The 13,311-nt window shown below is 61.5% G+C and carries 16 protein-coding genes; 7 read left to right on the forward strand and 9 right to left on the reverse strand.

The genetic code is table 11. From position 1 onward, the window contains the following. Positions 1-11 precede the first annotated feature (11 nt). Complete coding sequence (locus D8U61_RS08280) at positions 12-1,298, reverse strand: MFS transporter (protein ID WP_071174695.1); 1,287 nt, start codon at positions 1,296-1,298, stop codon at positions 12-14. Positions 1,299-1,457: 159 nt separating this feature from the next. Between D8U61_RS08280 and D8U61_RS08285 the strand changes: the two genes are divergently transcribed. Beyond that, positions 1,458-2,372, forward strand: a complete 915-nt coding sequence (locus D8U61_RS08285) for a LysR family transcriptional regulator (protein WP_130926742.1) — start codon at positions 1,458-1,460, stop codon at positions 2,370-2,372. Between the two features lie 107 nt (positions 2,373-2,479). On the opposite strand, the gene D8U61_RS08290 is transcribed toward D8U61_RS08285, so the two are convergent. The 3 genes from D8U61_RS08290 to D8U61_RS08300 are packed head-to-tail and all read right to left on the reverse strand — an operon-like array spanning position 2,480 to position 4,324. Beyond that, positions 2,480-3,022, reverse strand: a complete 543-nt coding sequence (locus D8U61_RS08290; RefSeq protein WP_016771223.1) for a DUF2937 family protein — start codon at positions 3,020-3,022, stop codon at positions 2,480-2,482. Between the two features lie 12 nt (positions 3,023-3,034). Next, positions 3,035-3,811, reverse strand: coding sequence for a class II glutamine amidotransferase (locus D8U61_RS08295; protein WP_024012022.1), 777 nt, complete (start codon positions 3,809-3,811; stop codon positions 3,035-3,037). Positions 3,812-3,826: 15 nt separating this feature from the next. Then, positions 3,827-4,324 (reverse strand): hypothetical protein, encoded by a 498-nt coding sequence (locus tag D8U61_RS08300; protein WP_016771225.1) that lies wholly within the window; start codon positions 4,322-4,324, stop codon positions 3,827-3,829. Between the two features lie 236 nt (positions 4,325-4,560). Between D8U61_RS08300 and D8U61_RS08305 the strand changes: the two genes are divergently transcribed. Beyond that, positions 4,561-6,615, forward strand: coding sequence for a S9 family peptidase (locus D8U61_RS08305; RefSeq protein WP_130926743.1), 2,055 nt, complete (start codon positions 4,561-4,563; stop codon positions 6,613-6,615). 236 nt (positions 6,616-6,851) lie between these two features. Next, complete coding sequence (locus D8U61_RS08315) at positions 6,852-7,325, forward strand: cyclic nucleotide-binding domain-containing protein (RefSeq protein WP_016771227.1); 474 nt, start codon at positions 6,852-6,854, stop codon at positions 7,323-7,325. Here the strand turns inward: D8U61_RS08315 and D8U61_RS08320 are convergent. Further along, entirely contained in the window at positions 7,322-7,606 is a 285-nt protein-coding gene (locus D8U61_RS08320; protein WP_016771228.1) for a hypothetical protein, read from the reverse strand. The two genes, D8U61_RS08315 and D8U61_RS08320, sit on opposite strands and share 4 nt — an antisense overlap. An 80-nt stretch (positions 7,607-7,686) precedes the next feature. Here D8U61_RS08320 and D8U61_RS08325 point away from each other — a divergent pair, with 80 nt between their 5' ends. The 4 genes from D8U61_RS08325 to D8U61_RS08340 all read left to right on the forward strand — a co-directional run bounded on the left by D8U61_RS08325 (position 7,687) and on the right by D8U61_RS08340 (position 9,894). After that, positions 7,687-8,373, forward strand: a complete 687-nt coding sequence (locus D8U61_RS08325; protein ID WP_016771229.1) for an MnmC family methyltransferase — start codon at positions 7,687-7,689, stop codon at positions 8,371-8,373. A 49-nt stretch (positions 8,374-8,422) separates the two neighbouring features. Beyond that, entirely contained in the window at positions 8,423-8,794 is a 372-nt protein-coding gene (locus D8U61_RS08330) for a YajD family HNH nuclease (RefSeq protein WP_003222612.1), read from the forward strand. A 170-nt stretch (positions 8,795-8,964) separates the two neighbouring features. Then, positions 8,965-9,435, forward strand: coding sequence for an RNA methyltransferase (locus tag D8U61_RS08335; RefSeq protein WP_007911337.1), 471 nt, complete (start codon positions 8,965-8,967; stop codon positions 9,433-9,435). Between the two features lie 81 nt (positions 9,436-9,516). Continuing rightward, positions 9,517-9,894, forward strand: coding sequence for a DUF2892 domain-containing protein (locus D8U61_RS08340; RefSeq protein ID WP_110645006.1), 378 nt, complete (start codon positions 9,517-9,519; stop codon positions 9,892-9,894). Between the two features lie 121 nt (positions 9,895-10,015). Here the strand turns inward: D8U61_RS08340 and D8U61_RS08345 are convergent, their stop codons facing one another. From D8U61_RS08345 to rnd, 4 genes are all read right to left on the reverse strand, one after another. Beyond that, positions 10,016-10,465 carry a YcgN family cysteine cluster protein gene (locus D8U61_RS08345; protein WP_016771232.1) on the reverse strand — a complete coding sequence of 150 codons (450 nt, stop codon included), beginning with the start codon at positions 10,463-10,465 and terminating at the stop codon, positions 10,016-10,018. 252 nt (positions 10,466-10,717) lie between these two features. Then, entirely contained in the window at positions 10,718-11,650 is a 933-nt protein-coding gene (locus D8U61_RS08350) for a D-2-hydroxyacid dehydrogenase (protein ID WP_016771233.1), read from the reverse strand. A 105-nt stretch (positions 11,651-11,755) separates the two neighbouring features. After that, the gene (locus tag D8U61_RS08355) at positions 11,756-12,049 is read right to left on the reverse strand and encodes a YcgL domain-containing protein (protein WP_016771234.1); all 294 of its coding nucleotides are present in this window, start codon (positions 12,047-12,049) and stop codon (positions 11,756-11,758) included. Continuing rightward, a complete protein-coding gene (rnd, locus tag D8U61_RS08360; protein WP_130902066.1) occupies positions 12,046-13,179 on the reverse strand; it encodes a ribonuclease D in 1,134 nt (377 codons plus the stop codon). The genes D8U61_RS08355 and rnd overlap by 4 nt, the downstream gene beginning before the upstream one ends. Positions 13,180-13,311 lie beyond the last annotated feature (132 nt).

A 13,311-nucleotide genomic window follows, 5' to 3' on the forward strand; every position in this document is an offset into this window, starting at 1 on the left:
CAGGGTATCAGTTACTGCGCGTCGAGTTGCTTGCCACGGGTTTCCGGCAGGCTCAGCGCCGCCAGAATCACCACGCCGTAAGACACCGCCGCGAAGGCGCCGATGCCCATGCTCAATGGCACTTTCTGGCTGAGCAGGCCGATCAACAGCGGGAACAACGCCGCCAGTGCGCGGCCGATGTTGTAGCAGAAACCCTGACCCGAGCCGCGAATCCGCGTGGGGAACAATTCAGTCAGAAACGCGCCCATGCCGCTGAAAATCCCCGAGGCGAAGAAGCCCAGCGGAAAGCCCAGCCACAGCATCACGCCATTGCTGACCGGCATCTGCGTGTAGAGCAGAACGATGGTGAACGAGCCGACCGCGAACAAAATGAAGTTCTTTTTCCGCCCCAGCAGGTCGGTCAGATACGCGCTGATCACATAGCCGACGTAGGAACCGACGATTACCATCGCCAGATAACCACCGGTGCCAAGCACGCTCAAACCGCGCTCGTTCTTGAGGAAAGTCGGCAGCCAGGAGGTGATCGCGTAGTAGCCGCCCAGCGCACCGGTGGTCAGCAAGGAAGCGCGAAACGTGGTGAAGAGCATTCCCGGTGCGAAGATCTCGTAAAACTTCGCCGGGTTTTCCGGAGTTTGCGCAGCTTTGGCTTCGCGATAAATCTCAGGATCCTTCACCAGGCGACGGACGAAAATCACGAATATCGCCGGCACGATGCCGAGGATGAACAGCGCGCGCCAGGCATCTTCCGCTGGCAACACCGAAAACAGGAGCGCGTACAGAATCGCCGTCAGGCCCCAGCCCAACGCCCAACCGGATTGCACCATGCCCACCGCTTTGCCGCGATCCTTGGCGCGGATCACTTCACCGATCAACACCGCGCCGGCGGTCCATTCACCGCCGAAACCGAAGCCCATCAAGGTGCGGGCGATCAGCAATTGTTCGTAGTTTTGCGCGAAGCCGCAGAGGAAGGTGAAGAAGGCGAACCACAGCACCGTCAGTTGCAGGGTGCGCACGCGGCCGATGCGGTCGGAGAGGATCCCGGCGACCCAACCGCCGATCGCCGAAGCGATCAGGGTACTGGTGTGAATCAGCCCCGCTTCGCCCGTGGTGATGCCCCACATCGCGATCAGCGTCGGCACGACGAAGCTGAGCATCTGCGTGTCCATGCCGTCCAGACCGTAGCCGATCTTGCAGCTCCAGAACGTGCGGCGCTCCTGCTGGTTGATGTTGCGATACCAGTCGAACGGCCCGGGGCGCGTTACAGGTTTGGATAACGGGAGGGTGTCGGGAGCACTCATGGCAAATCTCCGCAGGGCTTTTATTGGTCTTGTTCGAAGCTCCGACGACGCCTATCGTGGGAACCGGATGCGCCGATTTTTCGTCGCCCTGCCCTGCGCCGTCCAACGAATAAAAACCCGCCTTAGGCATAAGAAAAATTTGTCAGCCGAGCCTTGTCCATGAATCTGAAGTTTCTCGAGACCTTTGTCTGGGTCGCGCGCCTGAAGAGTTTTCGCCTGACCGCTGACAAGCTGTTCACCACCCAGGCGTCGATTTCCAGCCGCATTGCTGTGCTCGAAGGCGAGCTGGGCGTGAAGCTGTTTCTGCGCGATTCACGCGGCGTCAGCCTGACCCCGGAAGGCCTGAAAGTGCTCGACTATGCCGAGCAGATGCTCGACACCATGGCAGCGCTGAAACAATCGATCGAGACCCGTTCGAGCAAGGTCGGGCGGGTGCGTATCGGCGTGATGGACACAGTGATCCATACCTGGCTGAGCCCGCTGGTGGCGCAGATGACCGATCTGTATCCACGGGTGGAGATCGAGTTGGTCGCCGATACCGCGCTGAACCTTTGCGATCAGCTGCAAAAGGGCTTTCTCGATCTGGTGTTGCAAACCGATCTGATCCGCCACGAAAGCGTGCGCAGCCTGGAGTTGGCCAGCCATCCGCTGGGCTGGATTGTCGCCAGCAATTCGATCTACAACCGCGACTACGCCGACCTCGCCGAACTGGCGCAGGAGCGGATCATCACCTACTCGAAAAACTCACGGCCGCATCAGGATATCGTCGCCCTGATGCAGGCCAACGGCGTCATGGCGCCCCGCTTGAATTGTGTAAATTCGGTGTCGGCGATCACCCGGTTATTGCGTGACGGCTTTGGTGTCGGCGCCCTGCCGCCGGTGCTGGTGGCCGAAGAGCTGGCGCGCGGCGAATTGATCTTGCTCGACATCGAGCAGCGGCCGGCGAATCTGCCGGTGGTGGTGTCGTGGCGGGTCGGGGTTGAGTGGGTCGAGGAGATTGTGACGTTGTGTCAGCAGGTGCTTGCAGAGTACGCGCAGAAAGTCGGCAAAAATTACATTTCCCTTACGTCATGATCGTTCCCACGCTCTGCGTGGGAATGCCTCAACGGACGCTCTGCGTTCGCCTTTGGGGACGCAGAGCGTCCCGGGCTGCATTCCCACGCAGAGCGTGGGAACGATCATCAGAGGCCGCGGACGTCGCGATCTTCGATCGGTCGGCTCTGGCGCAGGCGGCGGCCGCCGAGAACGACCCAGTCGATCAGGCGGAACAGGCATTCGATGCCGAACGACAGCAGCAATGCGCCGCTCATGCCCCAGATCATCGCCTCGGGCGTCAGCAGGATCTGGTAGCTGTAGCCGTTCCAGGTTTCCTTGCGAATGTCCGGATCAGCAGCCAGCACCACTTGCAGGAAGCGCACGTACCACGGGCCTTGCATCGCCTGGAATTGCTTGTCCAGCGCGACCTGGCGGGTGAGCAAGGTGTTCAGGCTGTCGGCATCGCTGCGGAAAATCGGGTCTTCGCTGGCCCGGTAATGCGCGACCAGCGCCTGCATGTCGCCTTTGAAAAACTGATCCGCCGTGCCCTGGAAACCCCGCAGGCCGGTCTGCGCTTCGATCAGGTGCGCTTCGACACGCTGGGCATAATCGTTGATGAATCCCGGCACCTGGACACCGATCAACAGGCCCGCCGCAAACAACACCAGCCGTAGATAACTGAGCAACATGGGTGCAAATCCTTATTCGGTCTTGCCCTGGCTGACGCATTCGCCGCGTCGCCACAGGCTCCATTGGCCCGGTTCGTAGCGGGTCCAGGTTTCGTTTTCGGTCAGAGGCTCGGTGGCAATTACCGTGACCACGTCGTTGGGCGTGGTTTCGGCCTGGAAATCGACAATCACATCGACATCCTTGAGCCGCGCCGGGCCAAATGGTGCGCGGCGGGTGATCTGAGCGAGTTTGGTCGAGCAGTAACAGAACAGCCAGTCACCGTCGCTGAGCAGGCAATTGAACACGCCTTTGCTGCGATATTCGGCGCACGCCGCGACCAGATCCGGCAGCAGCACTTCGATATCGACCGGCTCGGGGAAGGCTGCGCGTACCCGGTTGAGCAAATCGCAGAAGGCCGCTTCGCTGTCGGTATCGCCGACCGGGCGGTAGAAACTCTTGATCGGAGTGAAGTCGGCGAGCTGGCCGTTGTGCGCGAAACACCAGTTGCGCCCCCACAGTTCGCGGACGAACGGGTGGGTGTTGGACAGGCAGACCTTGCCGACGTTGGCCTGGCGGATGTGGCCGATGACCACTTCGCTCTTGATCGGATAACGCTGCACCAGATTGGCCACTTCCGACTCGCTGCTCGCTGCCGGATCCTGAAACAGACGCAAGCCGCGCCCCTCGTAGAAGGCAATGCCCCAGCCGTCGCGGTGCGGGCCGGTGCGGCCGCCGCGCTGCATCAGGCCGGTGAAGCTGAACACGATGTCAGTCGGCACGTTGGCACTCATGCCCAGTAATTCACACATGTGCGGACTCTCGGGTTACAGACGCGGCTCGACCCGCATGCGCTGCGGATTGTTCGGCACTGGCGGGCGACCGTAGCGGTCATCACCGGCGCCGCCGAACGGTTGATCATCGTCGCGCTCTTCGGCACGGGCCGCAGCCTTGGCGGCCTCGGCGCGTTCACGCCGGGCTGTAGAGGCACGCTCGATCGGCAGGCGGATCAAGACGAAAACCAGATACACCCCGAAGGCGATCATGCCGTACATGAACAGATCGGAAACCGCGCGCCAGGCGTTGTTGCCGACCTTGAACAGCATGTCCAGGGCGGTGATGGCGATGGCCGGTGCAACTTTGGCTTTCACCGGATCGACGATGGTCGGGCTGAACAGCAACACCGCCATCAGCACACGCAGCGGCTCGCGCAGCCAGCGCCACATCCAGGTGGTCAGGCGCATCCATACCAGCAGGCAGCCCACGGCGGCAAAGGCGTAAAGGCCCCAGGCGATCAGATAGTCGTTCTCGGTCATGGTGTCCATGGCAAGGCAGGCAAATTGGCGCTTATAGTAACGACTTTTCGCCCATGCGGCTTGTCCCAATACCAGACGGCCAGCAGCCGCCCCTGTGGGAGCGAGCCTGCTCGCGAATACGGACTGTCAGTTGCAACAGCGTTGCCTGACACACCGCTTTCGCGAGCAGGCTCGCTCCCACAAGGGCTGCGGCGCTTTCAAGACCTGCGAACAACCCAATTCCGAATATTGTCCGAGAGCCTTCCATGCCCCAATCCGCCAATGTCATGACTGCCCCGATTGCCCAGCGGGCGCCCGGCGCCGACCCGTATGCCTGGCTGCAGGAGCGCGACACCGACGCGGTGCTCGACTACCTCAAGGCTGAAAACGCTTATCAGGAAGCGCAAACCGCCGATCAGGCCGAGCTGCGTGAAAGCCTGTTCAATGAGATCAAGGGACGGATTCTCGAGACTGATCTGTCCCTGCCCTCGCCTTGGGGCCCGTATCTGTATTACACGCGCACCACCGCCGGTGACGAATACGCCCGGCACTACCGCTGCCCGCGTCCTGCCGACGACAGCCTGACCCTCGATGAAAGCCGCGAACAATTGCTGCTCGACCCGAATGCGCTGGCCAATGGCGGCTTCTTCTCGCTCGGTGCTTTCAGCATCAGCCCCGATCACCAGCGCCTGGCCTACAGCGTCGATGCTTCGGGCGACGAGATCTACACGCTGTTCGTCAAAGAGCTGTCCAACGACAGGGTCAGCGAACTGGAATTCGAGGACTGCGACGGCAGCATGACCTGGGCCAACGACAGCCTGACCCTGTTTTTCGGCGTGCTCGACGACACCCATCGCCCGCATAAACTGTTCCGCTATCGCCTCGATGGCACTGCCGCTGAAGAGGTTTTTCACGAGCCGGATGGGCGGTTCTTCCTGCATTGCTACCGCGCCAGCTCCGAACAGCAATTGCTGCTGTCGCTGGGCAGCAAGACCACCAGTGAAGTCTGGGCGCTGGAAGCCAATCAGCCGCATCTGCCGTTCAGCTGCCTGGCGCCACGGGTCGAAGATCACGAATACGACGTCGACCACGGCCTGCTCGATGGCGTCTGGACCTGGTTTATCCGCACCAACCGCGACGGCATCAACTTCGCTCTGTATCAGGCCCCGGACACTGGCGTGCCGCCAAGCGAGGCCGAGTGGCAGAACCTTATCCCGCACAACGAAGAAGTGATGCTCGACGGCGTCAGCCTCAACGCAGAGGCTATGACCTTGAGCCTGCGCGAAGGTGGTCTGCCGATCATCGAGGTTCACCCGCAGGGCCAGGCGTCGTATCGCGTGCAGTTGCCCGATGCGGCCTACAGTCTGCATGTGCAAAACAGCCTGGAATTCGAGAGCGATCGCATTCGCTTGCGCTACGAAGCGTTGAATCGCCCGGCTCAGGTGCGCCAGTTGATCCTCGCCAGCGGCGAGCAAACGGTGCTCAAGGAAACTCCGGTACTCGGCCAATTTGATGCCGACGCCTATGTCAGCCAACGTCTATGGGCCACCGCCCCGGACGGCACGCAGGTGCCGATCAGTCTGGTGATGAAGCGCGAGATGGTCGGTAAACCGGTGCCGCTGTATCTGTATGGTTACGGCGCTTACGGTTCCAGCCTCGATCCGTGGTTTTCCCATGCACGCCTGAGCCTGCTCGATCGCGGCATGGCCTTCGCCATCGCTCACGTACGTGGTGGTGGTGAATTGGGCGAAGCCTGGTATCGCGCCGGCAAGCAGGAACACAAACACAACACCTTCAGCGACTTCATCGCTTGCGCCGAATTCCTGATTCTCAACGGCATCACCACGGCGGAGAAACTGGCGATCAGCGGCGGCAGCGCCGGTGGCCTGCTGATCGGCGCGGTGCTCAACCAGCGCCCGGACCTGTTCGGCGTGGCGATTGCCGAAGTGCCGTTCGTCGACGTACTCAACACCATGCTCGACCCCGAGCTGCCCCTGACCGTTACCGAATACGACGAATGGGGCAACCCGGAAGAACCGGACGTCTATGATCGGATCAAGGCTTACGCGCCGTACGAAAACGTCACCGCGCAGGCTTATCCGCCACTGCTGGTGATCGCCGGTTACAACGACAGCCGTGTGCAGTATTGGGAGGCGGCCAAGTGGGTGGCGAAATTGCGCGCGACCAAGACCGACGACAATGTGCTGCTGCTCAAGACCGAACTGGGTGCCGGGCATGGCGGCATGAGCGGGCGCTATCAGGGATTACGTGACGTAGCGCTCGAATATGCATTTGTGTTCAAGGTTTTGCAGATTGCCTGAGGAACTCTTTGGGTGGCTTGGGTCTTAACTGCAAACCCTTGTGGCGAGGGGATTTATCCCCGTTGGGCTGCGAAGCGGCCCCAAAACCTGCAAACTCAGTATTCCAGAAGCACCGAGTTGGCAGGATTTGCGACTGCTGCGCAGCCGAGCGGGGATAAATCCCCTCGCCACAAGAGCCCGTTCCTACGGGATCCGTGTATAGCCTTGAAATGTGATAACAAAAAGACCGCATCGACATGTCTGAACCGACCTTTCTGAACAACGAAATCCGCGACTGGCTGATGGACTGTGGCCTGTTCGATCAATTGCAACTGGCCGACTTTGCGGCCGCTTCCGGCTATTTCAGTATCAGCACCGTGGCTGAGGGCGAGGCGATTTTTCGCGAGGGTGATGCCGGCAGTTTCATGTGCATCATCCACACCGGCCAGGTCGCCGTGCAGAAAACCGGCGCCGACGGCCAGGTGATCACCATGGCCACCCTGCGCAGCGGTCGCGCCTTCGGTGAAATGGCCGTGCTCGATGGCGAGCGCCGCTCGGCTACCTGCATCGCGGCGAGCAACTGTCAGTTGCTCAATCTGGGCAAGGATTCGCTGGAAAAAATGCTCAACGACGCACCGAAAATCGCCGCAAAGATCATCCGCGCCCTCGCCGTCTCGCTGTCCAAACGCCTGCGCATGGCCGACGGCCAACTCGCCGCACAACAGGTTTAACCGCCGGGGGACTTGACCTTGTTGCCGTTCGGCTCGATGCCCGGCACCGGTTGATCCTTGCTCGGCGGGCTGGGCATTTCGATCGGTACCAGCGGCGGGCTGCCGCTGCCGGCGCCCGACTTGGGCAGGGTGATCGGGGTGATCTGCGGATACGGCGTCGGCGTCGCAGTGCCGGGCGAACCGGGTTGCGGCGTCGGGCTGACTGGAACGCTCTGCTGGGCCTGCACTGCAGTAATCGCGAGCGCGGCCAGGGTAATGACCGTTAGAATGGTGCGCTTCATCAAGGGCTCCGTTTGGCCTTTAGTCTGTGCTCAGGCTACTCCCAACGCGCCTGCTTGCCTTCCCCCTTGTAGAGATTTCCATGAAACGTTTCGTTCTGCTCGACACCACCCCGATCCCTGAAAACGGCGGTGCCCTGTGCCTGTTCGAGTATGGCGAGGATTTCGTCATCAAGATCCAGGGCGGCGACGGCGGACAGTTGATGAACACGCGCATGCACGGTTCTGAAGATGCGCTGGCCGAGATTCCCTGCCGCAAGGTCGCCGGCCGGCCGAATTCGCGGGTGTTGATCGGCGGCCTGGGCATGGGTTTCACCCTCGCCTCGGCACTCAAGCACCTGGGCAAGTCCGCCGAAGTGGTGGTCGCTGAGCTGGTGCCCGGCGTAGTCGAGTGGAATCGCGGCCCGCTCGGGGAGAAGTCCGGTCGGCCATTGCTCGACCCGCGCACGGTGATCCGCATGGAAGATGTGGCCAACGTGCTGCAAAGCGAGCCGAACGGTTTCGACGCGATCATGCTCGACGTCGACAACGGCCCTGAAGGTCTGACCCAGAAGGCCAACAGTTGGCTGTACTCCGCCGCTGGTCTGAATGCCTGCGCCAAGGCCCTGCGCCCCAAAGGCGTGCTCGCGGTGTGGTCGGCCAGCGCTGACCGACAGTTTTCCGACAAATTGAAGAAGGCCGGCTTCAAGGCCGAAGAAGTCCAGGTCTTCGCCCACGGCAACAAGGGCACCCGCCACACGATCTGGATTGCCGAGAAGCTCAAGGGCTGAGCTAAACTCTGCGCATAACCGTCATCAGTCTTTCTGCAAAGGTGAACCCATGAGTTCGTCCACCCCCACCAACACGTCGAAGCTGGACCGCATCCTCGCCGACAACCAGCGCGACAAGGAAATGGGCTACCGCGACAAGGCCCTGAAAATGTACCCGCACGTCTGCGGCCGCTGCGCCCGTGAGTTTTCCGGCAAGCGCCTGAGCGAACTGACCGTGCACCACCGCGACCACAACCACGACAACAACCCGCAGGACGGCTCGAACTGGGAGCTGTTGTGCCTGTATTGCCACGACAACGAGCACTCGCGTTACACCGATCAGCAGTATTTCGGCGACGGCTCGCTGAGCACACCAAAAATCGCCAAGGCCACGCATAATCCGTTTGCGGCCCTCGCTGGCTTGATGAAAAAAGAAGACTGAAGATCTTCATCGCCTGAGCTGGCCCTTTCGCGAGCAGGCTCGCTCCCACAGGGGATGTGGGAGCGAGCCTGCTCGCGAAAGCGGCCTGCCAGACACCACAAGTCTCGAATCTGCCCGCCCTCCCCCAATCCCCGTATAATCGCGCTCTTTTTCTCGAAGGCACCCCGCTCGTGGCAGACAAACGGTACAGCTGCATTGGTTTGTATAACCCAAAATCACCGGAGAACGTCGGTTCGGTGATGCGCGCCGCAGGCTGTTACGGCGTGGCGTCGGTGTTCTACACCGGCAAGCGTTATGAACGCGCCGCCGACTTCGTCACCGACACCAAACGCGTGCACTACGACATCCCGCTGATCGGCATCGACGACCTGAAAAAAATCCTTCCGCTCAACTGCGTGCCCGTTGCGGTAGAGCTGGTCGAAGGCGCACGGCCGCTGCCGGAATATACCCACCCCGACCGCGCCCTGTACATCTTCGGGCCGGAAGACGGCTCGCTGGATAAAGAGATTCGCGACTGGTGCGAAGACGTCGTGTACATCCCGACCACCGGCTGCATGAACCTCGCCGCCACGGTCAACGTCGTGCTCTACGACCGCATGGCCAAAGGCCTGAACACCCGCTCCGGGCCGAAATTCCGCTGAAGCGTCGCACATTCGATGGAACAAGCTGACCGCCCTGGCAGTCAGCTTATCTATCAATCGCACCCTGCCTGGAGATAGACCATGAGCGAGCTCAAACGCGTAGAACGCATCGAATCCACCCCGTTCCAGTCGCCTTCGCACAAGAACGTGCATGGCTGGGAGCGCGTCGGCTCGTTGACCGGCGGCGTGCTGATGGTCGGCAAGGGCCTGCGCCGTGGCGGCGTGTTCGGCCTGATTCAAGTGGCGCTCGGCGGCATGGCCGTGGCCCGTGGCATTACCGGGCACTGCTCGGCGAAAAGCCTGCTGGAAAAAGGCCGTCAGGACATGAGCAACGTGCGGGCGAAGATCGAACGCGCCGGGGAAGAGCTGAGCAAGCTGAAGACCAATGCCGAAGTGGCCACCGAAACGGCAACCGTTACCGGCAATGATTCGCTGACCTCGCCGAAAGCCGGCGTCTGAGGCTTTAAAGCAAAAGATCGCAGCCTCCGGCAGCTCCTACACGGAATCACGTTTTCCATTGTAGGAGCTGCCGAAGGCTGCGATCTTTTGATCTTTACGGGTTCAACAACCCACCACCTCATCAGCCCGCGCGAAAAATCAGATGATCTTCCCAGTCATCCTCCGGCACGCTGCCTTCGGCGAGCATGCGCCCGGACTGGGAAATCCGCTCATGGTGCACCGCATCGCGGTCGCCACACACCAGGTGATGCCATAACGGCAGATCCTTGCCCTCGCTGACCAGACGATAACCGCAGGTCGGCGGCAGCCATTTGAATTCTTCCGCCTGACCCGGCGTGAGCTGGATGCAGTCCGGGACAAACTTGATCCGGTTCGGATAATCGCTGCACTGACAGGTTTTCAGATCCAGCAGTTTGCAGGCGATGCGCGTGTAATAGACGCTGTTGTCTTCTTCATCCTCGAGCTTTTGCAGGCAGCACAGACCGCAGCCGTCGCACAGCGATTCCCATTCCTCGTGATCGAGTTGATCGAGGGTTTTGCGTTTCCAGAACGGTTCGACTATGGCGGCCATGGCTCAAGCATCAACATCAAGGTGGTGAAAAGGCCGCCAGTCTAGTGCCAGCGGACGCAAGGGCCAAGCGCTGGCGACTGTCGGTAAATCCGCTTGTCAGCGCCAGCGCCGCCCGCTGAGCAAACTGGTGGCTGCACTTTGAAACCAATGTGGGAGCGAGCCTGCTCGCGAAAGCGCTGTGTCAGACACGCTGTTGTCGACTGACACGCCCTCTTCGCGAGCAGGCTCGCTCCCACAGCGAAATCGGGTGAGTCAGTAACCGCGGGTGAAATCCACCTCGCCGCGCAACGCTTCACCCGCCTCATACGCTTTCAGATTCTGCACAAACAAATCCACCATCAGCGCCGGCGAGGTCGGTGCCGAGCTGTGCCCGGTCAGGAGCAAGCCCCACGCGGTCCAGAACGGATGGCGTTGCGGCAATGGTTCCTGACGGCAGACGTCGATCACCGCGCCGGCCAGGTGCCCTTCTTTCAAAGCTTCAACCAGATCGGCATCGACCACTGCCACACCGCGTCCAGCGTTGATGAACAGTCCGGTCGGTTTGAATTGCTTGAACAGCGCCGCGTCGTAGATATCGTGGGTGTGTTCGGTGTTCGGCAGCAGATTGACCACGTAGTCCACCTCGCCCACCAGACGCGGCAGATCCGCCAGCGCGCCGACTTCGACAAACGGCGCCTGTTCGCGGGCGCTGCTGGCGATGCCATAAAGCTCGACGCCGAACGGCAGTAGAAACTGCGCAACGCTCTGGCCGATGTCACCGGTGCCGACGATCAGCACCTTGCGCCCGACCAGACTCTGGCCGCTGCGGTTGTCCCACTTGCGCTCGACCTGACTGACCAGCCGCGCCAGCACTTCGCGTTCGTGGCCGAGGATGTAGGTCAGCACGTATTCGGCCATGACCTGACCGAAAATCCCCACGGCGCGGGTCAGGCGATAATCGCGGCGCAGGCCGTCGGCGAGCAGCGGCGTGATGCCGGCCCAGGTCGATTGCAGCCATTGCGGTTGATGGCCCTGGCGCAGCAGGGTCGCGAGCAGATCCGGCTGGCCCAGCCACACCGGGCAATCGGCGGCCTGCCGCGCCAGTTCGGCGGAGTCGCCGCTGGTCAGGACTTCAAGCTCGGGCAGTGCCTGACGCAGCAGGCGGGCGTATATCGCGTGGTCGTGTTCAGCAATCAGAACGCGCATCTTCAAACCTTTCGCAAACCGTGCAGACAGCCGCCGGGTTTGGGCCGGCCATCGCGGTAAAAACAGTTCCAGGGTTAACCGAGGCCCAGGACAGGGCCTCGCGGGTCAGACCGGGTCGTTGCGTCGCAGCAACTCTTCGGGCAAGTGCTCGATGTACTCGTCCTCGGCCGGTGGCATCTGCAGGTGATAGCCCTGCTTGTCGAGGTTTTCCAGAACCACGGTGATGTCTTCGCTGGCCAGCTTGCGCTCGGGCGACAGCACCAGATCGAAGGAATGCTTCGCTTTGCCGAAAGCCGTCATCAGCGCATCCGGCACGCGCTCGAGCGCATCGCTCTTGAGCACGTAGAGATACATGCCGCTGCGCTTGGAGCTTTGGTAGATGGAGCAAATACGTTTCAAGGCTGTTCTCCGGCGGTGGCCAGGCTGTCGAGCAGCTTCTGGCCGAGCAATTCGCGGCGCCAGCCACGCAGCGAATCGGGCAATTGGTAAGGCCCCTCGGGGAAGCCGCTTTTGACCAGCGCTTCGAGGGTTTTCTTGCGCAGCATCAGTTCCGGGGCAATACCCAGGCGTTCGGCCTCGGCCTGACCCAGCGCGCGCAGTTGTTTGATCAACGCAGCGGCTTCGATCGGCAACGGCTCGGGCACTGCCGGCGGCCATTGATCCGGCCCCACACTGCCAGAGCGCTTGATCAGATCAAGCAGAAACTGACCGTCCTGACGTACGGTACGCGGGTGCATGTCTTCGATCTTGCCCAGCGCCGCGAGGTTATCCGGCTGCGTGCGGGCCAGGGGCCACAGCGAGTGTTCCCGGACGATGCGGTTGCGCGGCAGGTCGCGGGCGCGGGCTTCTTTTTCGCGCCAGGCGCACAGCTCACGCAGCACGGCCAGTTGCGCACGGGACAGCTTCCACGCCAGTTTCGCCTCGCGATAGACCTCGTACGGATCGGTCTCGCGGCGCAGGTTGGCAACCAGTTCGGCGCCATCCTCCAGCACCCAGGCGAACTTGTCGGCGGACAGCTTGGGCCGCAACTCGACGAACACCTCAGCCAGATGCACGGCGTCTTCGGCGGCATAGCTGATCTGGGTATCGGACAGCGGGCGCTGCAACCAGTCGGAGCGGGTTTCGCCCTTGGGCAGGTCGATGCCGAGCACTTCCTGCACCAGACGCGAATAGCCCATCGAGAAGCCGAGGTTCAGGTAAGCGGCGGCCAGTTGCGTGTCGAACAACGGCGCCGGCAGGCTGCCGGTCAGGCGCAACAGCACTTCGAGGTCTTCGCTGCAGGCGTGCAGGACTTTCAGCACCGCCGGGTTCTCCAGCAACGCGGCCAGCGGTTGCCAGGCGTTGATGGTAAGCGGGTCGATCAGGTAGGCGCGTTTGCCGTCGCCGATCTGCAACAGGCCGGCAATCGGGTAGAAGGTGTCGACCCGCATGAATTCGGTGTCGAGGGCAACGAACGGCAGCTGCTGCCACTCGGCGCAAAACTGCGCGAGGCTTTCGTTGTCGCGAATCCAGTGAATATCGATAGCCACACGGCTCTCCCTTGAAGAATGGCGCGCAGTATATATCGCCACCGACGATTTACGCGCCTTTGAAGGGCAAGAGCTGTAAGGAAATGTCTTGCCTGTCAGCAAGAATAGTCTGACAGCAGAAACAGAAAGGCC

It is taken from the genome of Pseudomonas sp. Sample_14, from assembly GCF_004307515.1.
Taxonomy (GTDB): Bacteria; Pseudomonadota; Gammaproteobacteria; order Pseudomonadales; family Pseudomonadaceae; genus Aquipseudomonas; species Aquipseudomonas atacamensis.